The organism is Neobacillus sp. GCM10023253, assembly GCF_042653105.1.
GTDB classification, from domain to species: domain Bacteria; phylum Bacillota; class Bacilli; order Bacillales; family Cytobacillaceae; genus Neobacillus; species Neobacillus citreus.
Genome location: NZ_JBHSHV010000012.1, coordinates 501,874 through 525,127 on the forward strand (window position 1 = coordinate 501,874; position 23,254 = coordinate 525,127).

The following is a 23,254-nucleotide window of genomic DNA, read 5'->3' on the forward strand; positions in this document are numbered from 1 at the left end:
ATTATTATTAATTCAAGATAATTTTATTTTACCAAAAAATAGCCAATCTGTCACAGAGAAATCGTCATATTTTTCAAATATTGACAAATAATTGGCTTTGCTTCTGAGATAAAATAAAGAGAGCCCGTGATGACAAGCATGTCATTGTCATTGGGAGGCAGGTGAGAAATTTCTTCTTTTATAAAAGGCTGCCAATCTTCGACTGCGAATTTATTTGCAGATTGGCTGATTTTCAGCAAGTCTTCAGCATTAGCCGCCCTTGGAAAATCAAAGCTGACAAAAGAAATTTGCCCAGCAATTCCGTCAAGCTTGGCTATCATTTTGTCTAGCTTCTTATCTTTTAACGCCGCAAATATTATATGGATGTTGCGACTAGGATAACGGGTTGACAGCTCATGAACCAATGCCGTAATTCCCTCATCATTATGCGCGCCATCGATGATGACTAGAGGGTTTTCCGATAAAACCTCAAAGCGGCCCGGCCAATAGGCCTTTTTTAATCCATTCCTGATGGCCTGTTCAGGAACTGAAATAATAGCATGTTGATTTAAATATAGAACTGTACTGACGGCAAGTGCGGCATTTTCGGTTTGGTGCTGACCAATCATACTGATTACAAGTTTATCTAAGGTGTCACCATTTGTTAGTAGAGTAAATATTTCACCCTTTTGTATGGATTCATGAGCACTTATCGAAAACTCCTGATTTAATCGATAAATTGGTGCCTCTTTTTTCTCCGCCTGTTCCTCGATTACCTTAAGTGCTCCAGGGTGTTTGACCGCTGTAAAAATCGGCGTCCTTTCCTTGATGATTCCCGCCTTCTCAAATGCAATTTCTTCATGGGTGTTACCAAGTATGTTGGTATGATCGAGACCAATATTTGTGATAATCGATGCCAATGGCTGCACTATATTCGTGGAATCAAATCGTCCGCCAAGCCCAACCTCGTAAAGGACGATATCGATTTCAGGGTGATTGGCAAAATAATAGAACGACATGGCTGTGATAACTTCAAATTCTGTCGGTCCGCCAAGGTCTGTTTCCTCTAACTCATTTGCCAAAGGAAGAATGACATTTGTTAATTCAAGTATTTCTTGATCTGTGACAGGCTTGCCGTTAACACTAATTCGCTCGTTGAATTGTTCGATATAAGGAGATGTAAACGTACCGACTGTATAACCTGCTTCCTGCAGAACGGAACGCAAATAGGTAACGGTTGAGCCTTTTCCATTTGTCCCGCCTATATGGACAGTTTTGATTTTTGTTTCCGGGTGGCCGAGTCTGTCCATCATCCACTCCATCCGTTTTAACCCCGGTTTAATGCCGAGCCTGAGCCTTGCATGAATCCAATCGAGGGCTTCTTTATAAGTAGTAAACATGTCTTACACCCCTTTTGTTAAAAAAATAAGCCAAGACGAATCCAAAGTGGATTCGCCTTCAGCTTCATTAACCTCTTAACTCTTTAATACGAGCTTCTACAATATTTCGTTTTTCTAGGTAGTCTTGTTCTTTGGCACGTTCTTCGGCTACAACACTTTCAGGTGCTTTTTTCATAAAGCCTTCATTGCTTAATTTCTTTTGAACACGCTCTACCTCTTTATTTAATTTATCCAATTCCTTCTCAAGGCGGGCAATTTCTTCATCAATATTGATCAGGCCTTGGAGCGGAAGGATAATTTCGACACCCGTAATAACCGCGGTCATTGCTTTTTCAGGGGTTTCGATGTTCTGCCCCATTTGCAGTTCTTCTGGGTTACAGAACTTTTCGATGTAGCTGCGGTTCTTCTCAAGAGCCGTTAATATTTTTTCATCCTTAGCTTTCACCAACATGTTGATTTTCTTGCTCATAGGTGTGTTAACTTCAGCACGAATATTACGTACAGAGCGGATCATTTCCATCAGAAGCTTCATTTCCTGTGCAGCTTCTTCATCTGTATACTCAGGTTTAACCTCCGGCCATTTGGCTTCCGTAATCGATTCACCGGAATGAGGCAGGTTCTGCCAAATTTCCTCGGTGATAAATGGCATGAACGGATGCAATAATCTCATTGTTTGGTCTAAAACATAGGCAAGAATGGAACGGGTTGTTTTCTTAGCCGCCTCATCTTCACCGTATAAAGGAAGCTTCGCCATTTCAATATACCAATCACAGAAGTCATCCCAGATAAAGTTATAAAGGGCACGGCCAACTTCACCGAATTCATACCGCTCTGACAGCTTTGTCACATGTTCGATTGTTTCATTTAAGCGTGTTAGAATCCATTTGTCGGCAACAGATTTTTCCCCGCTGAAATCAATTTCATCATAGCTGAGACCGTTCATATTCATTAAAGCAAAACGGGAAGCATTCCAAATTTTATTGGCAAAGTTCCAGGTTGCTTCAACTTTTTCCGTGCTATAACGTAAATCTTGACCTGGTGATGAACCAGTGGATAGGAAGTATCTGAGGGCGTCTGCACCGTATTTGTCGATAACCTCCATTGGGTCAACACCGTTTCCTAGAGATTTACTCATTTTACGGCCTTGCTCGTCACGAACAAGTCCATGGATGAGAACATCTTTAAATGGACGCTCACCTGTGAACTCTAAGCTTTGGAAAATCATTCTGGATACCCAGAAGAAGATGATATCGTAGCCTGTTACAAGAACATCCGTTGAGAAGTACCGCTTGAAATCAGCCGCTTCTATGTCTGGCCAGCCCATAGTCGAGAATGGCCATAACGCTGAACTGAACCAAGTATCTAATACGTCTTTGTCCTGTTCCCAGTTTTCACTGTCTGCAGGTGCTTCATGGCCGACATATACCTCACCGTTTTCTTTATGGTACCAAGCCGGGATGCGGTGTCCCCACCAAAGCTGTCGAGAAATACACCAGTCGCGAATGTTTTCCATCCAGTGCAGGTATGTTTTTTCAAAGCGATCTGGAACAAAGTGTACTTTTTCTTCCTTGCTTTGAAGCGCAATGGCTTGATCTGCCAATGGCTGCATTTTAACAAACCATTGTGTAGAAAGATAAGGCTCTACAACTGCTCCGCTGCGCTCAGAGTGGCCAACGGAATGAAGGTGATCTTCAATTTTAAACAGAACGCCTTGTTCTTGAAGGTCTTTGACAATTTGCTTGCGGCATTCAAAGCGGTCAAGACCTTTGTATTTGCCGGCCTTTTCGTTCATAGACCCATCTTCGTTCATGACTAATATACGCTCAAGATTGTGTCGGTTTCCTAGTTCAAAGTCGTTCGGGTCATGGGCAGGAGTAATTTTAACAGCCCCAGAACCGAATTCCATATCAACATAATCATCGCCAACAATCGGGATTTCCCGGCCAACGATTGGCAGAATAACCGTTTTGCCGATTAGGTGCTTGTAACGATCATCTTCCGGGTGAACCGCAACCGCAGAATCCCCAAGCATCGTTTCCGGACGAGTTGTTGCTACTTCAATGTAGCCGGAACCGTCTGCTAACGGATACTTCATATGATAAAAGGCACCTTGAATATCCTTATAAATAACCTCAATATCAGAAAGGGCCGTTTTTGTGGATGGGTCCCAGTTAATGATATATTCGCCGCGGTAGATTAAGCCTTTGTTGTAAAGGGTAACGAATACTTCGCGAACCGCTTTTGAAAGTCCCTCATCGAGAGTGAAACGCTCTCGGGAATAGTCAAGTCCTAAACCTAACTTTGCCCATTGCTCACGGATATGGGAAGCATACTCTTCCTTCCACTTCCATGTTTCCTCAACGAATTTTTCCCTGCCAAGGTCATAACGGCTTTTGCCTTCGCTTTTAAGCTTTTGTTCAACCTTTGCCTGGGTCGCGATTCCAGCATGGTCCATACCCGGAAGCCAAAGAACATCATAGCCCTGCATCCGCTTCATGCGTGTGATGATATCTTGAAGAGTTGTATCCCATGCATGCCCTAAATGGAGTTTTCCAGTAACGTTAGGCGGTGGGATAACGACTGTATATGGCTGTTTTCCCTCATCATCTTTTGCTTCGAAAAATTTCCCCTGCAGCCACCACTCATAACGACCTTTTTCGATGGTTTGCGGGTCGTATTTGGTCGGCATCGTAATTTCTTTTGTTTCCATCTGAATTTTCCTCCTTTGTCTTTCTAGAAACAACAAAAAACCCCATTCGTCATAAAAGGACGAATGGAGTTGCTTCGCGGTACCACCTTTTTTCCAATCATAGTGATGATTGGCACTTCATCGGATAACGGATTTCATCCGTCTTCTACTACTGGAGTCTTTTGACCTGTTCACAGAAGAAGCTCTTGGGCGACTTTCCGATGATCCGCTTAGGAAACCTTTCAGCTAATGGTTCCCCTCTCTAAAAGCTGGCTTTCACCGTACTCTTCCCTGTCAAAGCTTTCATTTTTAATTATATAGTTATACTACCCAAAAAACGGGGTTCACGTCAATCAGGTTAACCTTATTTTTTATAATTTATACTATATGCAAAAAGGATGCTGCTTGCTTACAGGTTATTAAGCTGACTTATATTTTTCCATAGTTTCTCCTGATGAGTTAAGACCTAATGTATTTTTTAGAATGGATTCAGCTTTCGCAAGGGTAATTCCAAGAATCCCCCAAAATATCGGAGCAACTGGTACAGTACTAATATTAAAAAAAGCCTGAACTAAATATCCGAAAACGGTTGACAGTAATCCATAAAGAATGATTTTATCTTTCCCTTCAGCCATTTGAACTGCTCGAATTGCCTTTCGGATAACAAATATTAAAAATAGTAAATAGGTTACTAATGCCGGAATCCCTAGAGTAATTGCGATTTGTAAATACTCATTGTGTGCCTTATCAACTACCGTATTTTGGTTACCTAAAAATTCCTTTCTTTCCTTAGGGGTAGCCTTGAAAATAAACTCAAAAGTATCGGGACCTGACCCAATCCAGAAGTATTCCTTAACAAGCGGAAGCGATTTTTTCCATATAAAAAATCGGGAAGACCCTTCATGTCCATTACTTTGATTTGTTACCACTTTATATGAATCTGAAATGATTGAATATGCCCGAAATGAATAATGGCTCTTCTCCAATGTATTAATTCCCGTGGCTAACAGTATTAAAGTTATTACTAGGACCGCCCATTTCCTCCAAAGATTTTTCCTTTTAAAGATTACAAATATAGTAAGAAACACCATTCCTAAAAAAACACCTAAATATGCACTTCTGGTATTTGAAAAAAGCATTGAGATAAATGATACCGAGATAGAAATAAAAAATAACTTGGTTAGATTTTTATCTCGAGCAGTAATATATAGGGTCATGCTTAAAAGCAAAACTAAAACAAGATAAGACCCAAAAAAGTTAGGATTATCGAAAAAGGTATATGTACCAGAATAATGACGCATAGCACTGTTTCTAGGCAAAAAATCCAAGGAATAATGCTGCAATATTCCATAAAGAGAAACTATTAACGAAACTATTGCCATTCCCGAAAGAAGTTTCGTTATTTTCCGAGTGTCTAAGAGCCTATAGCAAAATAGAAATACACTAATATAACAAAAGAAAGTAATCAAACCTTCGCAGCGGTCAATTGTACCATACACCGCTGTGTAACTATATTTTGAAAAAGCTGTCGATATCTCTATTAAACTTAAAAATAGAATTATAATATATAAAATAGTGCGGTTATTTTTTTCAGGGATTAAACTATAATATTTTCGTTTAAGAATAATATAAACCCATGTGCAGATCACAAATAGATACAAATAATCTGTCTTTATGGTTGTATAGTATGGGTCATACCCCCAAGGATAAATCATCAGCGGAAAAAACAATAGAAACCAATACATTCAAATAACTCCTTATGTCGCAAGTCCTGTGTAAAAACACCTAGTATTTCAATTACTTCTAATTATTCCATTTCTTTTCAATTTATTCAATCTGAATTTAAAGCGGTAAGTTTTGGATGAATTTTGGGGCATTCACACAAATTTTCGAATATACATATGATAAGGGTAAATTGGGAAAGGGGGGGTTTGGGGTGAAGAATTTCCACAAATATAAACACCGTCCCTGGTTTAGAACGTTTCGGAGATTGTCCGGACAGCTGGTGGTCCCATTTATTATCTTTCAGTTTATACGAACCATTTTTCTGCCAACTATTTTTGATGTTCTGTTATTATCCCTTTTTATCGTCATTGCCATTTCCATTTATTTTGAAATTATTTAAGGAGCCCTATGTGCAGATGAATCCTGCTATTGGGCTCCTTCTTTTGCCTGCTGTGCTGCCTCTTGGGCTGCTTTTTGCTGATTCTCAATTTCCGTCATCCGCATCACAATATATTCGGTATTTTTTAAATGCCAATAGCGATGCTGCAGCTGGCGGACATATTTTAACTCATTTTTCGGACGAGGCTTCCGATAATACTTCTCTGCCATTTGGATGATGGGTATTGGGTAGGCCAAGTAGCTGTTGAATAATAATTTTTCCTCCGGCTTAAACGGAAAATATTTAAAATAATGATAAACCAAACCAATCACATCATCATTTCGCTTTGGACTTGTGTTTAAAGTCCTTGATACATATGGGAGCAGGTCATGGATTGGTGAGCCGTAACGGGCATTTTCAAAATTAATAAAAAAGCCGTATCCCCGTTCATCATAAAGAAAATGATCGGATGAAAGCTTCCCATGGACAACCACCATTCGGGCTTTCTCATTTTCCTTTGTGCTCTCATACCATTCTTCAAATTTTGATTTTGAAAACCGGAGCGCCTGGCTGATTTCATTGTAGTATAGGCAAAACAGCAGTTCGAATGGTGACATATAGGTTTTCTTTTCGCAAACATCAATGTATCCATCAAGAAATTCTTGATTTTTATCAAGCAGCTGCAAGGTTTTTTCGTAATGCTCGGCCCGCTCCTCCTTGTTTACTTCGATTTCCTTTGCGGAAAGGGTATGAAGCCGGGCCAATTCACGAAAAAGCTGCTGGCTTTTGTACTGGTGGTCTTCTCTTTGGTCATTCGCCATCCAAGGCATGAGATAGTAAAGATTATTATCATGCAATACCGCATATCTGCCGTCCATTGTGGGATAAATGGGGACAATCCGGTTAAAGCCTTTTTGATAGAGATAATGGACATGCCGAATAAAATCTGTCCCTAAGGCTGGGGGAATTTTTTTCAGGGCAAAGGTACCTTTGTTAGAATAAATTTTTTGAATGCCGCCAAAATCCTCTACAAAATACGGCTCTACCTGGTAGTTCTCCAAAATCGGCGTAAGGGTCTCCAGCCTATTCGAGTCATTCATGAGAATTCACTCTCTTTCATTTAGAAAAGCAAAAGGGCATAAAAAGAAAGCAGAGCAGGCCCCGTTCGAACCCGCTCACCTTCTAAGGTCTGATTATTTTTTGGCAAAGGCTGCCGGAACATATAATACTTGACCTTCATAAACATCCTGGTTCAATTCAAGATTGTTAACACGAAGGAGATTTTGAACTGAAACATCATATCGTTTAGACAAACTTTCTACCGTATCCCCTCTTTGAACAATACAAACCTTTAACCTTGTTTGCGAAGAACCTTCGTCCTTTCGGGCAAAGAATTCTGTCAGGGTCATCGATTTCTTCTTGGCACCAAACAGCTTCTTCTTATGCTTTGGCTCCTCTTCAGATGACGATGAAGATGACGAGCTTTCCTCTTCATATTCCACGACTACTGCTGGGGATTCCTCCACAATGATTTCTTCCTCAAACTGAACTTCAACCTCTACAGGCTGTTTTTCTTCTTTTCTCTCCTGATAACGCCATGCAGGTTCGTTTGCTTCGGCATTATACTCCTGGTACTGCCAAGGCGGCCGATATTCCTGCTGCTCCTGAGTTTGTTCCTGAGGTTGATAATTAAAGTTTGGGAACTTTGAAAATGCATCTGTGCTCTGTTCTTCCTCCTGCGGTTTACGTGCTTCCGTCTGGAATAAGAAATTGTTTTGATACGGGCTTTGTGCTGTTGGTTGAGGGAATTCGTATTCTTCCTCCTCTTCCTCGGCTCCGGCTCGGTACAGGAGTTCAAGTTCAGGCTCTTCCTCCTGCTGCTGTTGCTGTTGCTGCTCATTTCCATAGAGGCCGCTGATGGTCAACTCTGCTGACAGCTTTAAGCAGCTGCGCTCAGGCATGGAATAATCAAACGTTTCCACAAGGACATCGATATCATACACACTTTGAATTCGATTGTTAGGAATCGTGATATCAACCGGGAATCGATGTGAAAATTCAGCTACTCCCTCCTCACGCTCAGCCACCCGTTCTACAAACTTCTGTGAGACAGCACCCTCTTCATTTCCTTCCTCTTGGTCCTTGTAGCATTTATATTCGCCGGAAAGCTCCAGCGAACCGCGTATGGTGACGTACTGATCGTTTTCCTGGATGGTAATATCCGGGTCTAAGGAAATGGAAATAAGCTCTTCGACTTCCTGTCCTTTTCTAAACCACAGGGACTCCTCCACAGAAAATCTTAGGTACGATTGATTCTCCTGAGACAAAGCGACTCCTCCTTTCGTTTCCTAATGCAAAATCACTATGTCACTTACACTTTATGAGGGGAAATTTTTATTTATGAATAAAAAAGCTGGATTGTGCAGAAAAGAGGCAAAAAAATAAACTCCCCTAATTGGAGAGCTGGATTGTTCTAATGGTTTATCAAAGATTTATAATCTTCGATTGTTTTAATGGCTGATTTCATTGAGTCATTAGATAACTTGTTTTTCATTGTGTTTTTTAAAATAGTTTCTAATTGGGGGCACAATTTGATTTGCTTTGTGTGTGCATCGGTCTGTTTTAGGGCATCTGACAGGGCAATTATTGGCCGTTTATTTTCCGCGACAACATCTTTATTGTTCTTTACTATGACCCACTTGGTATTCTCTTTAACCGCTTTAAATTCTACCTTAATCGGGACGGGTTCTTCCTTAATATAAGTCCGGCTTAATGAGTGGGCCTCCTGTAAATATTTTTTATCTACTGCTTGGTCTTTAAAAAATATTTTAATAAGGGGCCGGGGCGCTTTTGTTTTGTCGCAGTAATATAAAGGATACTGGGCGTTTCTCGATATCAATGCTATGTACAGGCTTCTTAAATGTTGGAGGTAGCTATTAGACTCTTGTTTGACAAAAAAATCACCTCTAGTAAACTCGTTGTTTTCGTTGTACATGAGTGTTTGAAATATTTTTAGACTATCGGTGTAGATGTTGATGATTTCATGTTTATGGATGTCGTTTTCTTTTATTAATTCAATTGTTTTTTCTAATGCATAGCCTTCTGCTATATTTGAGGTAGGGTTGATATGCTCAGTTTTAAAATGGTGTTTTTCTATGAAGCCAAATTCGTTTACCCTTACGATTCCTACTCCGATGGTGTGTTCCTTGGTTGAGCCGTCAATATAGTATTCTATCATTTTTTGCACCCGCTTCTCATACGACTTTTTCTACGACGATTTGATTAAAGACCTTTTGTAAGACCAATAAAATCCCTTTCAAAAGAATAATATATTGTTACATATTTTACCACAAAAAAGGCAGTGGACTAATTTTAAAATTTAATCCACTGCCTTCTTATAAAAACAAATTCTATTTAAGCTTCGAAAAAGCAACCTCAACAGCCTTAACCGTCTTTTCAATATCCTCATCCGAATGCTCAGTTGATAGGAATAATCCCTCAAACTGAGATGGCGGCAGGAATACGCCTTGATCGGCCATCTGGCGGTAGTATTCGGCAAAGAATTCCAAATTGGATGATTTGGCTGTTTCATAATTGATGACCTCTTCATTCGTGAAGAAGAAACCAATCATCGAGCCAGCACGGTTAAAGGTAACTGGAACTCCATATTTTTCCCCAGCAGCCTTAATACCTTTTTCTAGGATATCTCCCTTGCGGATAAACTCATTGTAGTGCTCTGGTATCAACTGGCTTAAGGTTTCATAGCCTGCTGTCATCGCAAGCGGATTTCCGGATAACGTACCTGCCTGGTAAATCGGGCCGCTTGGTGCAATGCGTTCCATAATATCCGCACGGCCACCGTAGGCGCCGACAGGAAGCCCGCCGCCGATTACTTTTCCTAAACAGGTCAAGTCCGGAGTGATACCGAAGTAACCTTGAGCACAATTGTAGCCGACTCTGAAGCCGGTCATGACTTCGTCAAAAATTAGAAGAGCTCCGTATTGGGTGGTAATATCACGTAGTCCTTGCAAGAACCCTGGTAGTGGTGGAACAAGTCCCATGTTGCCCGCAACTGGTTCAACAATGATACAAGCAATATCATCGCCAAATTGTTCAAAAGCGTATTTTACGCCTTCAAGGTCATTGTATTGTACTGTGATTGTATTGGAAGCAACACCTTCAGGTACACCTGGGCTATCAGGCAAACCAAGTGTAGCAACTCCGGATCCAGCTTTAATTAATAATGAATCACCATGGCCATGGTAACAGCCCTCGAATTTTAAAATCTTATTGCGGCCTGTAAATCCTCGAGCTAACCTTAAGGCACTCATCGTAGCTTCCGTACCCGAGTTGACCATTCTGATAATTTCAATTGATGGTACGCGGTCTTGCACAAGCTTGGCCAGTTTGTTTTCCAATAGCGTCGGAGCTCCGAAGCTTGTTCCTGACTCGGCAGTTTTTTTCAACGCTTCAACTACTTGGTCATTGGAATGACCTAGGATAAGCGGTCCCCATGAAAGAACGTAATCAATATATTCATTACCGTCGATATCATAGATTTTCGAACCTTTGCCGCGTTCCATGAAAATCGGGTCCATGTTTACGGATTTAAAGGCGCGAACCGGGCTGTTTACACCGCCTGGCATCAATTTTTGGGCTTCTTTAAATGCTTCAATCGATTTGGTATACGAACGCATCCTTTTCCCTCTTTTCAAAAAATATTATTCTTCTTCCTTCAGCCAACGGATTGCATCTTTGGCATGGTAGGTAATGATTAAATCCGCACCTGCGCGCTTCATGCCCATTAACATTTCAAGAACAGTCTTTTTCTCGTCAACCCAGCCATTTTGCGCAGCCGCTTTGATCATCGCATATTCACCGCTGACGTTGTAAACAACGACCGGCAAATTAAAGTTGTTTTTAATATCACGAACAATATCAAGGTATGGCATGCCTGGCTTCACTATTAAGAAGTCTGCCCCTTCCGCCACATCTGATTCTGCTTCTCTGAATGCTTCCATGCGGTTAGCAGGGTCCATTTGATAGGTCTTGCGGTCACCGAATTGCGGTGCACCTTCAGCCGCTTCACGGAACGGTCCGTAGAATGCAGATGCATATTTAACAGCGTATGACATGATTGGAATTTCTGTATAGCCAGCCTCATCTAAACCTGCACGAATCGCAGCCACGAAACCATCCATCATGTTGGATGGCGCAATGATATCTGCGCCTGCTTTAGCCTGAGCGATGGCTGTTTTTACAAGCAGGTCTAATGATTGGTCATTAAGGATTTTTTCGCCTTCAACAACACCGCAGTGACCGTGGCTTGTGTATTCGCATAAGCAGGTATCTGCAACAACTAACACTTCCGGGAAGTGTTCTTTGATATAGCGGGTGGCTACTTGGACAATACCGTGGTCATGGTACGCTCCGCCGCCGCACTCATCCTTAGTCTCCGGAATACCGAATAATAAAACGCCCTTGATGCCGTGTTTGACGATGTCTTCCATTTCTGCATGGAGGTGATCCATCGATACTTGATATACTCCAGGCATGGAAGATACCTCATTACGGATATTTTCCCCTTCATAAATAAACAGCGGATAAATGAAATCGTCCGCCTTTAAATGATTTTCCCTAACAAGCGCACGCATGCTGGCGCTTGAACGTAAACGGCGATGACGTGAAAATTGAAGTTCCATTGTGTATACCTCCATTAAATTTAGCTATTTTAATATGTAACTTGCGGATGGCTTGCTCCCACTTGCGGATAGCCCTTCCCAACTTGCGGATCAGCCATCAATCTTTTCCAAAAAAACCGATCACGCTCTTAACCATCTCATCCACCGTATACTCCTCAGGAGCGGCATGAATCGGCAGCCCGTATTCAAGCAGCCTCTTCTCGGTAACTGGTCCGATGCAGGCGATGATACACCCATTCAGATGGTCGGCCAGCCCATACTCCCCAACCACGTCCATCAGGTGGTCCACCGTCGATGGGCTCGTAAAGGTTAAGATGTCCAACTCCCGCTCGGAAAGCATCTTCGCAAGTTTCTCTCGGCTTTCCTCAGGCATGTAGTTTTCGTAAATAATCAGCTCGTCCACCACAGCTCCGGCCTTTCGTAAACCAGTTGCGATGTATTCACGGGCAAGGTTTCCCTTTGGCAGCAAAACCCGGCAGCCACGCTCAACATGAGGCAAAAATTCCTCAACAAACTCTTCAGCCACGTAGACAGAGGGAACAAAATCTACCCGGATGCCTCTTTCCTTAAGTACTTTTTCAGTTTTTTTGCCGATAACCGCAACCCTTGGGAATTCCGCCCCAACACGATCAACAAACGAAAAAAACGTCTCCACCGTGACACTGCTCGTAAATATAATCCAGTCATATGTATCTAGCACCTTTAGGCTTTCCTGAAGGCGCTGGTTTTTTTCAATCGGGCGGAAGGCAATCAGCGGAATTTCAATCGGAATCCCGCCGTATCTCTCAACAAGCTCAGAAAATGACTTCGCCTGGCCTTCCCCGCGCGGAACAAGTACCCTTTTATTCAATAAAGGCAGGGAGGGACTCATTGACCCTCCAACTCCCGCTTTACCCTGTCAATCAGATCCTTCGCTCCTTTTTCAATCAAAAGGTCTGCCGCCTTAATCCCAAGTTCTTCCGGATTTTGCCCGCGTACTTCTTCTTTAAAAATTTCCTGGCCTTCTGGAGAACCTACAAGCACATTTAGGACAATTTCATCGTTATCCTCGACACGCGCAAAGCCGGCAATCGGCACCTGACAGCCGCCCTCCATTTTTTGCAGGAAGGCACGCTCTGCCCGAACTGCTCTTTCAGTTTTCTTACAAGTGAATTTTTCAAACAGTTCATGAAGTTCACGGTCATCTTCACGGCACTCGATAGATAGAGCTCCCTGACCAACCGCAGGAATGCAGATATCAGCATCCAAGAACTCAGTGACGACATCAGACGCCCAGCCAAGGCGGGATAGGCCTGCTGCCGCCAAAATGATGGCGTCGTACTCTTCTTCCTTCAATTTTGCCAATCTAGTATCAACATTGCCGCGGATCCATTTAATCTCTAAATCAGGGCGTTTCGCCAAAAGCTGGGCACTGCGGCGCAGACTGCTTGTTCCGATAATCGCACCTGGTTTTAAATCAGCTAATTTCACATGGTCCCTGGAAATCAGCGCATCGCGATGGTCTTCACGGAACGGAATACAGCCGATAGTTAGCCCTTCAGGCAATACAGCCGGCATATCCTTCATGCTATGGACGGCCATATCAATCTCTTTATCAAGCATCGCCTGCTCAATTTCTTTTACAAAAAGACCTTTACCGCCGACCTTGGAAAGGGTAACGTCTAGAATTTTATCACCTTTGGTGACGATTTCCTTGACCTCGAATTCAAAGCGGGGGTCAATTTTTTTCAGTTGGTCAATCACCCAATTGGTTTGTGTTAAAGCTAACTTGCTGCGTCTGGATCCTACGATAATTTTTCTCATGACTGCCTCCTAATTTACGAGTACCATAGATGGAATGATGATAGTTGCCCAAATAAGAAAAAGTTAATTAATACAATTAGAAAAGAACCGGCATTCCAAATCGCCAATTTCTTTCCTGAAAGATTTTTCACTGTCCGCAAATATAAATAAATGCTATACGCTGTGAGTAAAATAAAGGAACCGACAATTTTAATGTCATACCAAGGCATTCCCGGAAGCTTCAGAAACGCCCATTGCAAGCCCAAGATTAAGCTTAACAGAAGCATTGGAACTCCGATTATTGCTAATATGTAAGATGATTTTTCAAGTTTGTCTAAATCGGCAAGACGGATTAGTCTTGTACCCCATTTCTTCCTTTTTAATAAATCATATTGAAGTAGGTACAACACTGAAAAAACAAATGATAATGAAAAGGCCCCATATGACAGTATTGCCATTGTAATATGAATTAATAGCAGCTCAGATATCAGCTGTTTAGCCATGACATGGGAATGGTATTGCATAGGTGCAAACGTATGAATCGTCATGACCGTAAAGCCAAGGATATTAGTAAAAAACACAATAAAGTCAACTCGTAATAAATGATTTATAACAATTGACAATGTTATTAATACCCAGGCGTAAAAATAAAGCCCCTCAAAAATGGTTAAGACAGGGAACCTTCCTGTTTTCATCATATAGAAAAAAAGAAATACAGTTTGCGAAACCCATACAAATGCAAGTAACCAGAAGGCAATCCGATTTGCCTTCCGGTTATGATGAATAAAGTCGAAAAAATATAAAAGAACACTGAAGGCATAAAGAACAACCGTAAATTCGTGCAGCCTCGTCATCAAGACATCATACATAGCCGAGGCCCCCATTTAAAAAGAAGCCTGTGCTTCTGCAACCGTTAATTTATTCGTTTCGGCTGTTTTTGAATGATGTTCCTTTGCCAGCTCTTCGATATTAAAGATTTTCATGAATAAGTCCATTGCCTGTTCGGCATCCGGTCTTGCCGCCAATTCCTTCGCCTGTAAAATTGGATCTTTTAAAAGCTGGTTAATGATGCTCTTTGTATGCTTGTTTAAGACCTTTTTATCGCGGTCAGATAAATTTGGAAGCTTCCGTTCAATACTTTCCATTGTTTCAGCTTGAATGGCGAGCGCTTTTTCCCGGAGAGCGGAAATAACCGGAATGACACCAAGCATGCCAAGCCATTGTTTGAAATCGACCGCTTCCTTTTCAATCATCAGCATGATTTTTTCAGCTGCTTTCTTCCGCTCTTGAAGATTGGCCTCAACAATTCCCTCTAGATCGTCAATATCATATAAAAAGACGTTTTCAAGTTCTGCTATTTGCGGATCCAAGTCACGCGGCACGGCAATATCGACCATAAACAGTGGCTTGCCTTTACGCTTTTTCTCAACCGCCGCCATCAACTCTTTTGTAATGACAAAATCCTTCGCACCTGTTGAGCTGATTAAAATATCGGCCTCGACAAGCAATTTCTGCAATTCATCGATGGTTCTTGCTTCACCGTCGAAACGGCCGGCAAGATCCTTCGCTTTTTCATAAGTCCGGTTAATAACCGTAACTTTTCTTACACCATTGCCATGCAGGTTTTGAACAGCTAATTCGCCCATTTTTCCGGCACCAAAAATCAACACATGCTTATTGGCAAGCGAACCAAAAATTTTCTTGGCCAGTTCAACCGCCGCATAGCTGACAGATACAGCGTTAGCACCGATTTCTGTCTCAGAATGCGCACGCTTTGCCAAAGTAATGGCTTGCTTAAACAAATGGTTAAAGACCGAACCTGTTGCCCCATGCTCTTGGGCATTCATAAAGCTTGTTCGAACCTGTCCAAGGATTTGTGTTTCTCCTAAAACCATGGAATTCAATCCACAGGTTACATTAAATAGATGCTCGACCGCACCATCATCTTCATAAACAAAAAGAAATGAAGAGAACTCCGCCTGTTCCATTCCGAACCAATCAGCGAGAAACTCCTTAATATAGTAACGGCCTGTATGCAATTGATCAACGACCGCGTAGATTTCCGTCCGATTACATGTTGATAAAATAACATTTTCCAGGATGCTTTTCTTTGTGCTTAATTTTTTGACGGCATCCATAACATCAGTTTCATTAAAAGTTAACCGCTCGCGGATTTCAACAGGGGCAGTTTTATAATTTAGACCGATCGCTAGAATATGCATTTGTTTTGGACACCCCCAATATGTTTACAGTAATAACTAGACTGATTATATCATGAACATTTTCCGTCAGAACACGAAAAATGTGAACATAAAACGACACTATATGTTAATATAGAAAAATGAATAAGTTGGTTAAATAGGAATACTTCCTTATGTACAGTATCAAAAAAACAGACTAGTTTCAAGTGAACCTTACTGGAAGTGGTGTTTTTTAATGAAAAGTCAAAGAATTTTTCCTGGAATCATTTTAATCGGTTTTGGTGCTTACTTTTTATTACAGCAAATCGGAATGACTTTGTTCCCTGCATTTTTTACCTGGCCTACGCTTATGTTCATTGTTGGGATTGCCTTTTTAGGCCAAGGCTATTCTGGCAATGAGTCCGAAGCAGTTCTTCCGGGAGTCATTATGACCGGGTTCGGCCTTCACTTTCATCTGGTTGGCCACGTTTCCTTCTGGCCGCAAAATACGATTGGCATGTTAATCCTGATCATTTCAATTGGTTTTTTCTTGCGTTTTCAAAAAACAGGATCAGGGTTATTTCAAGCCTTCCTTTTTCTTATTGTTGCTGTATTGCTGCTTTTTTATGATAAGATTGCCGGGTATTTCGGATTATTGCAGAACGGGATGAGTCTAGTTTGGAAATTTTGGCCTGTCCTTCTAATCCTCATTGGTATATACTTCCTTTTTAAAAAGAAAAAATAACGCCCTGCGGTGATAAACCCGCCGGGCGTTTTATGTTTCTACATATAACTCTCAAGTATGGACCAAGCTTTATCTTTCCCCTCACCTGTTTCAGAAGAGAAAATGACAATCTGGTCGTTTTCGTCAAGATCTAATGTTTCCCGGGTAACCTTGGCATGCTTCTGCCATTTCCCCTTTGGAATTTTATCCGCTTTTGTGGCAATGACTATGCATGGGATTTCATAATGCTTTAAAAAATCGTACATCATCACATCATCTTCGGTCGGTGGATGTCTTAGGTCGACAATCAGGACACCGGCCCTTAATTGTTCACGCGTTGTAAAATAGGTTTCAATCATTCTTCCCCATGCGGCCCGCTCTGTTTTTGAAACCTTTGCGTAGCCATAGCCGGGAACATCCACAAAATGCAGGATTTCATTTATCAGATAAAAGTTAAGTGTCTGTGTTTTTCCGGGCTTGGAGGAAATTCTTGCCAGTCCCTTACGATTTAGCATTTTATTAATAAATGAAGACTTTCCAACATTCGAGCGGCCGGCCAGAGCAAACTCTGGCAAATCTGTGTCAGGGTACTGCTCTGGCTTTACCGCACTAATGACGATATCTGAACTTGTTACTTTCATCTTGCTTCTCCTTCACGAAGGGCATGCTTCAATACTTCATCCACATGGGAAACCGGGACAAATTCCAATTCACCGCGGACGCTTTCCGGAATGTCATCAATATCCTTTTCATTATCCTTCGGTAAAATAACTTTTGTCAGCCCAGCGCGGTGAGCACTTAACGTTTTCTCTTTGAGTCCGCCAATCGGGAGGACTCTGCCTCGGAGGGTGATTTCACCTGTCATCCCCACTTCACGTCGGATTGGTCTGCCGGTCAGCGCCGATACCAATGCCGTAGCGATGGTGATTCCCGCAGATGGACCGTCTTTTGGAACAGCTCCTTCCGGTACGTGAATATGAATATCGTGTTTCTCGTGAAAGTCTTCTTCGATGCCAAGTTCCTTTGCTTTAGAGCGTACATAACTGAATGCAGCCTGTGCAGATTCCTTCATGACATCTCCAAGCTTACCAGTCAGAACAAGCTTGCCTTTACCAGGTGCAAGCGAAACTTCGATTTGCAGAGTGTCCCCGCCAACAGTTGTGTAAGCGAGTCCGGTCGCTACTCCTACCTGGTCTTCTGCTTCAGCCTGGCCGTAACGGAACCTTGGTTTTCCTAAAAATTCTTCCACATTTTTATCCGTAATGACAACTCGCTTCTTATCTCCAGAAACAATAATTTTCGCCGTTTTCCGGCAGATGGTGGCCATCTGGCGTTCCAGGCTTCTAACTCCTGCTTCGCGAGTGTAGTAACGGACGACCTTTAAAATCGCATCGTCACGAACCTGCAGGGTACTCTTGGAAAGTCCATTTTCCTTAATTTGCTTTGGCAGCAAATGGTCCCTTGTAATATGAACCTTTTCCAATTCCGTATAGCCCGCAATTGTAATGATCTCCATCCGGTCTAACAGTGGTCCTGGGATGGTGCTAAGGTTATTGGCGGTAGCAATAAACATGACCTTCGATAAATCGTAGGTTTCTTCTATATAATGATCGCTGAAATTATGGTTTTGTTCCGGATCCAATACCTCTAAAAGTGCCGCAGATGGATCGCCGCGGAAATCACTCGACATTTTATCAATTTCATCGAGCAAGAAAACCGGGTTAATCGTTCCTGCTTTTTTCATTCCCTGAATAATCCGGCCAGGCATCGCGCCAACGTACGTTCTGCGATGGCCGCGAATCTCGGATTCATCACGGACGCCCCCGAGCGAAACACGGACAAAATTCCGGTTAAGTGAGGTCGCAATCGATTTGGCAAGGCTTGTTTTCCCTACTCCCGGAGGTCCAGCTAGACAAAGAATCGGCCCTTTCAAGGAATTGGTCAATTTCTGAACAGCCAAATATTCGAGTACTCGCTCCTTTACCTTTTCAAGCCCGTAATGTTCTTCATTTAGAATCTTTTCTGCTCGACGAATGTCAATATCGTCTTCCGTCTTTTTCGACCATGGCAGGGAAATCAGCCACTCAATATAATTGCGGATGACCGCACTTTCCGCGGAGCTTGTCGGCACTTTTTCATAACGATCCAGTTCCTTCATGGCCGCATTATAAACGTGCTCCGGCATTCCCGCTTCTTCGATTTTCTTGGTGAGGTCGGCGATTTCGCCAGTCTTGCCTTCTTTATCCCCTAATTCCTTCTGGATTGCTTTCATCTGTTCGCGCAAATAGTATTCCTTTTGCGTTCTTTCCATTGACCGCTTAACCCGCTGGCCGATTTTCTTTTCAAGATTGAGGACTTCTTTTTCGTTAAAAATTCGGTCAATCACCCGGTTCATTCTTTGCTTTATCTCGATTGTCTCAAGGATTTCTTGTTTCTCCTTCAGCTTGATCGGCAAATGGGAAGCGATAATGTCCGCCATTCTTCCGGGTTCTTCAATATCGGCAACAGTAGCAAATGTCTCCGCCGAGATTTTTTTAGATAATTTTATGTATTGTTCAAAATATTCCAACATGGTTCTCATTAGAGCCTGGTCTTCAACATCTTTAGTGTCAGAATCTTCATAGGTGACAACGCTGACAGCATAATGATCGTCCTCATCGTGAAATGTTACGATTTCTGCCCTGCTTAACCCTTCCACCAAAACGCGAATCGTACCGTTTGGAAGCTTCAACATTTGCTTCACTTTTGTTAACGTTCCAAATCGGTAAAGATCCTCCTCGGCAGGCTCATCAATGGAAACATCCTTTTGGGTTGTTAAAAAAATGATATGGTCATCAACCATCGCTTTTTCGAGTGCCTGAACCGATTTATCACGGCCCACATCTAAATGAAGAACCATGGTCGGATATACGAGCAATCCCCGAAGCGGCAGGAGGGGGACGATCAATTCTTTCTTTTTCGCCAAAATACAGCACCTCCACATGCAAAAAACATGAATTTATACTGCTAATGCAGAATAAGTCTTTGTACAATTCTATCTTATTTGAATTAACGTGTCTATTTTTATAGACAGCGCTTTTTTCAATATACGTTAGTTTCTCCCTAACCAAAAAAATTACTTCAAAATAAGCTATGAAAAAGTAATTTACAGCATTCGCAAATAAAAACTTCGGTTTGCTTTTAAGGACAAACCGAAGTGGGAAATTTAGATCGATTCTTTTTTTGTTAACTCAACGGAAGCCGGCACGGCATGATTCTTCTTAAATTCGTTCACAAACGCAATCTCAAAAACTTCGTGCAGATGGGTAACGGGCACAATTCGGATTCCGTCTATTTCGTTTAATATCGTTTGAATATTTTCCTGTGGAATAATGACCGTTTTCGCCCCTGCTTTTTTCGCCGCTTTTATCTTTGGATAGACTCCTCCGATTGGCTTAACGTTTCCATGGATGCTGATTTCACCTGTCATCGCAACCGTGTTGTCAATTGGAATATTATAAATAGCGGAGTAAATCCCTGTCGCCATTGCGATACCTGCGGACGGACCATCAATCGGCACACCCCCAGGGAAATTGACATGAATATCATAATCATTCGCCGGAACACCCATCGACCGGAGAACGGTGATGACATTTTCAATTGAACCGCGCGCCATACTTTTACGGCGGATTGATTTCCCTTGTCCGCCAATGCTTTCTTCCTCGACAATTCCGGTAATGTTAATGGATCCTTTCTCCTTTGCCGGAATAACGGTCACTTCAATTTCGAGAAGTGCTCCTGAATTTGGTCCATAAACAGCCAAGCCGTTAACAAGCCCGACTTGCGCAGCATCATTAATCATCCGTTCCATGCGCGGCGTCATTTGACTGGAATGAATTACCCATTCAATATCTTCGTCCTTAATATATTGCCGATCTTCGGTTATGGCAAGGCCCGCCGCAATCTGAATCATGTTGACGGTTTCCCGGCCATTTCTGGCATATGTAGAAAGAGTATGGACACCGGTATCATTAATTTCCATATTGACTTTTTCCGCAGCCTTTCGTGCTACTTTCACAATTTCCTCTTGGTTTAAATCGCGAAAGAACACTTCCATGCAGCGCGACCGGATGGCGGGCGGAATTTCACTTGGTGTCCGCGTTGTCGCCCCGATTAAGCGGAAATCGGCGGGAAGTCCATTTTTAAAAATATCATGAATATGGGTAGGTATTTGTGTATTTTCCTCGTGATAATAAGCACTTTCCAAATATACCTTGCGATCCTCGAGGACCTTGAGCAGCTTATTCATCTGAATCGGGTGCAGTTCGCCAATTTCATCAATAAAGAGGACACCGCCATGAGCATTTGTGACTGCCCCTTGTTTTGGCTGCGGAATCCCCGCTTGCCCCATTGCTCCAGCTCCCTGATAGATTGGGTCATGAACTGATCCGATTAGTGGGTCAGCAATTCCTCTTTCGTCAAATCGGGCCGTTGTAGCATCTAATTCTATAAAAACGGAATCTTTTTTAAATGGTGACTTTGCATTCTTTTTGGCTTCTTCGAGAACGAGCCTTGCTGCCGCCGTTTTACCGACACCGGGCGGTCCGTAGATGATCACATGCTGCGGATTCGGTCCACAAAGAGCCGCTTTTAAAGATTTAATGCCATCCTCTTGGCCGACAATATCCTGAAAGCTTGTCGGACGCACTTTTTCTGAAAGCGGTTCGGTTAATGAAATAGATCTCATTTTGCGAAGCTGCTCCATCTCCTTCCGGGATTCCCGGTCAATTGACACCTTCTGCGTGCGCTGATTCTTGAGCAAATTCCAAAAATAAAGACCAATGATGATTCCAAAAAACAATTGTATAAATAAGGCGATCCCCGTCCAACTCATTTCGTTTCCCTCCAGTATCTAATTAACTCCTGTAGATATTAATAAGTATTTCCTGCAGGCTGGCGGAATAAACCATGAATTGAAAAAACTGAAGGGGGAGGAAAAAATGAAGATTTGAGTAAAATCCAGTTACGCGCGAGTAAATCGGGGGTATGCGAGAGTATTTCCTGTTATCCGAGAGCATTCGCTCTTATCCGAGAGTATTTCACACATAGCGACAGTTGGAGCCAGTTATCCGACAGTTACGAGCACCTATACGACAGTTGGAACAGTTTATACGACAGTAACTCTTAACCCCAATAAAAAGAACCCGAACTAATAAGTCCGGGTCCTCACCTATTATGCAGATTTCTCTTCTTTAACAACCGTACCATCTTCAAGGATCAGCTTTGGAACGCTGTTGTCCGCGACTGTATCCTTCGTGATGATACATTTGGTAATATCATCGCGGGATGGAAGGTCGAACATAACATCAAGCATGATGCCTTCAATGATGGAACGTAAGCCGCGGGCACCTGTTTTACGCTCAATCGCCTTTTTCGCGATTTCCTGCAGTGCTCCTTCTTCAAACTCAAGCTCGACATCATCGATTTCAAGCATTTTTTGATATTGCTTTACAAGAGCATTCTTTGGTTTCGTTAAAATTTCAATTAACGCTCCTTCGTCAAGCTGCTCTAGGCTAGCAATAACGGGCAGACGGCCGATGAATTCAGGAATCAAGCCGAAGCGTAAAAGGTCTTCAGGAAGAACCTTGGAAAGCAATTCTTTTGAACTGATTTCCTGTTGTTGTTTCGGATCAGCGCCAAAGCCGATAACCTTTTGTCCTAAACGGCGCTTGATGATTGGCTCGATGCCATCAAAGGCTCCACCGCAGATAAATAAGATGTTTGTTGTATCAATTTGAATAAATTCCTGATGCGGATGCTTTCTTCCGCCTTGTGGGGGAACGCTCGCAACCGTTCCTTCAAGAATTTTCAATAATGCCTGCTGAACGCCTTCACCGGAAACGTCACGGGTAATCGAAGGATTTTCAGATTTACGGGCAATTTTATCAATTTCATCAATATAAATAATCCCTTTTTCTGCCTTCTCTACATCGTAATCAGCAGCTTGGATTAATTTTAATAAGATGTTTTCAACGTCTTCACCAACGTAGCCGGCCTCTGTAAGCGATGTAGCATCTGCAATCGCAAACGGCACATTTAAGATGCGCGCCAATGTCTGCGCGAGCAATGTTTTACCGCTACCAGTCGGTCCAATCATACAAATATTACTTTTTGAAAGCTCGACATCATCGATTTTGCTGTTGGAATTGATCCGCTTGTAATGGTTATAAACAGCCACCGATAATGCTTTCTTTGCTTTATCCTGTCCGATTACATATTCATCAAGGATTTCGCAAATTTCCTTTGGCTTCGGAACATCTTTAAATTCTACTTCTTCCTCTGTTCCAAGCTCTTCCTCCACAATCTCTGTGCAGAGTTCAATACATTCGTCACATATATAGACTCCAGGTCCGGCAACAAGCTTGCGGACTTGATCCTGTGTTTTTCCACAGAATGAACACTTCAGTTGTCCTTTTTCATCATTAAATTTAAACAACCCTTTCACCCCTTAAGACGACTTATTTCTTTATTTAAAGCTCGCGAAAATTCCAAACAAATCCGATTTTTTCTACAATTCATTAGGTATGTATTTTGCATTGTAACACATTTAGCGGGCGGACTGGAACTAAAAAGCTTTTCTCAAAATATGTTTTTTATTTGTCTGGACTTCGCTTAAAAAATGAAATATGTACCTCAAACAGCTTAACCATAATTT

18 protein-coding genes and 1 other annotated feature are annotated in these 23,254 nt (G+C 42.1%); of the genes, 2 read left to right on the forward strand and 16 right to left on the reverse strand.

All coding sequences use genetic code 11. The annotated features are described in order from the left end of the window. Positions 1-50: 50 nt before the first annotated feature. The 3 genes from ACFPA1_RS16655 to ACFPA1_RS16665 form a co-directional block, all read right to left on the reverse strand. Positions 51-1,379 carry a bifunctional folylpolyglutamate synthase/dihydrofolate synthase gene (locus ACFPA1_RS16655; RefSeq protein WP_378584209.1) on the reverse strand — a complete coding sequence of 443 codons (1,329 nt, stop codon included), beginning with the start codon at positions 1,377-1,379 and terminating at the stop codon, positions 51-53. A 67-nt stretch (positions 1,380-1,446) separates the two neighbouring features. Next, positions 1,447-4,089: a valine--tRNA ligase gene (locus ACFPA1_RS16660; RefSeq protein ID WP_378584211.1), complete on the reverse strand. Its 2,643-nt coding sequence runs from the start codon at positions 4,087-4,089 to the stop codon at positions 1,447-1,449. 52 nt (positions 4,090-4,141) lie between these two features. Further along, positions 4,142-4,375 (reverse strand) — a binding site (T-box leader). A 112-nt stretch (positions 4,376-4,487) separates the two neighbouring features. Beyond that, positions 4,488-5,813 carry an O-antigen ligase family protein gene (locus ACFPA1_RS16665; RefSeq protein WP_378584212.1) on the reverse strand — a complete coding sequence of 442 codons (1,326 nt, stop codon included), beginning with the start codon at positions 5,811-5,813 and terminating at the stop codon, positions 4,488-4,490. A 191-nt stretch (positions 5,814-6,004) separates the two neighbouring features. Here ACFPA1_RS16665 and ACFPA1_RS16670 point away from each other — a divergent pair, with 191 nt between their 5' ends. Next, positions 6,005-6,193, forward strand: coding sequence for a hypothetical protein (locus ACFPA1_RS16670; protein ID WP_213119996.1), 189 nt, complete (start codon positions 6,005-6,007; stop codon positions 6,191-6,193). A gap of 26 nt (positions 6,194-6,219) precedes the next feature. On the opposite strand, the gene ysxE is transcribed toward ACFPA1_RS16670, so the two are convergent. The 9 genes from ysxE to hemA all read right to left on the reverse strand — a co-directional run bounded on the left by ysxE (position 6,220) and on the right by hemA (position 15,878). Next, positions 6,220-7,272, reverse strand: a complete 1,053-nt coding sequence (gene ysxE / locus ACFPA1_RS16675) for a spore coat protein YsxE (RefSeq protein WP_378584213.1) — start codon at positions 7,270-7,272, stop codon at positions 6,220-6,222. Positions 7,273-7,365: 93 nt separating this feature from the next. Further along, the gene (gene spoVID, locus ACFPA1_RS16680; protein ID WP_213144689.1) at positions 7,366-8,499 is read right to left on the reverse strand and encodes a stage VI sporulation protein D; all 1,134 of its coding nucleotides are present in this window, start codon (positions 8,497-8,499) and stop codon (positions 7,366-7,368) included. Between the two features lie 146 nt (positions 8,500-8,645). Next, a complete protein-coding gene (locus ACFPA1_RS16685; RefSeq protein ID WP_378584215.1) occupies positions 8,646-9,419 on the reverse strand; it encodes a hypothetical protein in 774 nt (257 codons plus the stop codon). Positions 9,420-9,582: 163 nt separating this feature from the next. After that, positions 9,583-10,869, reverse strand: a complete 1,287-nt coding sequence (gene hemL / locus ACFPA1_RS16690; protein ID WP_378584217.1) for a glutamate-1-semialdehyde 2,1-aminomutase — start codon at positions 10,867-10,869, stop codon at positions 9,583-9,585. Positions 10,870-10,893: 24 nt separating this feature from the next. After that, positions 10,894-11,874, reverse strand: a complete 981-nt coding sequence (gene hemB / locus ACFPA1_RS16695) for a porphobilinogen synthase (RefSeq protein ID WP_213144685.1) — start codon at positions 11,872-11,874, stop codon at positions 10,894-10,896. A 97-nt stretch (positions 11,875-11,971) separates the two neighbouring features. Beyond that, positions 11,972-12,745 carry a uroporphyrinogen-III synthase gene (locus ACFPA1_RS16700; protein WP_378584219.1) on the reverse strand — a complete coding sequence of 258 codons (774 nt, stop codon included), beginning with the start codon at positions 12,743-12,745 and terminating at the stop codon, positions 11,972-11,974. Beyond that, positions 12,742-13,677 carry a hydroxymethylbilane synthase gene (gene hemC, locus ACFPA1_RS16705; RefSeq protein ID WP_213144683.1) on the reverse strand — a complete coding sequence of 312 codons (936 nt, stop codon included), beginning with the start codon at positions 13,675-13,677 and terminating at the stop codon, positions 12,742-12,744. The genes ACFPA1_RS16700 and hemC overlap by 4 nt, the downstream gene beginning before the upstream one ends. Before the next feature lie 14 nt (positions 13,678-13,691). Further along, positions 13,692-14,525, reverse strand: a complete 834-nt coding sequence (locus ACFPA1_RS16710; protein ID WP_378584221.1) for a cytochrome c biogenesis protein — start codon at positions 14,523-14,525, stop codon at positions 13,692-13,694. A gap of 15 nt (positions 14,526-14,540) precedes the next feature. Continuing rightward, positions 14,541-15,878: a glutamyl-tRNA reductase gene (gene hemA, locus ACFPA1_RS16715; protein ID WP_378584222.1), complete on the reverse strand. Its 1,338-nt coding sequence runs from the start codon at positions 15,876-15,878 to the stop codon at positions 14,541-14,543. A 214-nt stretch (positions 15,879-16,092) separates the two neighbouring features. Between hemA and ACFPA1_RS16720 the strand changes: the two genes are divergently transcribed. Beyond that, positions 16,093-16,581, forward strand: coding sequence for a LiaF transmembrane domain-containing protein (locus ACFPA1_RS16720; protein ID WP_213144680.1), 489 nt, complete (start codon positions 16,093-16,095; stop codon positions 16,579-16,581). A gap of 38 nt (positions 16,582-16,619) precedes the next feature. Here ACFPA1_RS16720 and yihA read toward each other — a convergent pair whose 3' ends face one another. The 4 genes from yihA to clpX form a co-directional block, all read right to left on the reverse strand. Beyond that, the gene (gene yihA / locus ACFPA1_RS16725) at positions 16,620-17,201 is read right to left on the reverse strand and encodes a ribosome biogenesis GTP-binding protein YihA/YsxC (RefSeq protein ID WP_213144679.1); all 582 of its coding nucleotides are present in this window, start codon (positions 17,199-17,201) and stop codon (positions 16,620-16,622) included. Further along, complete coding sequence (gene lon / locus ACFPA1_RS16730) at positions 17,198-19,525, reverse strand: endopeptidase La (protein WP_213144678.1); 2,328 nt, start codon at positions 19,523-19,525, stop codon at positions 17,198-17,200. The genes yihA and lon overlap by 4 nt, the downstream gene beginning before the upstream one ends. Before the next feature lie 240 nt (positions 19,526-19,765). Continuing rightward, a complete protein-coding gene (lonB, locus tag ACFPA1_RS16735) occupies positions 19,766-21,433 on the reverse strand; it encodes an ATP-dependent protease LonB (protein ID WP_378584223.1) in 1,668 nt (555 codons plus the stop codon). A gap of 339 nt (positions 21,434-21,772) precedes the next feature. Further along, complete coding sequence (gene clpX, locus ACFPA1_RS16740; RefSeq protein WP_213144676.1) at positions 21,773-23,035, reverse strand: ATP-dependent protease ATP-binding subunit ClpX; 1,263 nt, start codon at positions 23,033-23,035, stop codon at positions 21,773-21,775. Positions 23,036-23,254: the final 219 nt, after the last annotated feature.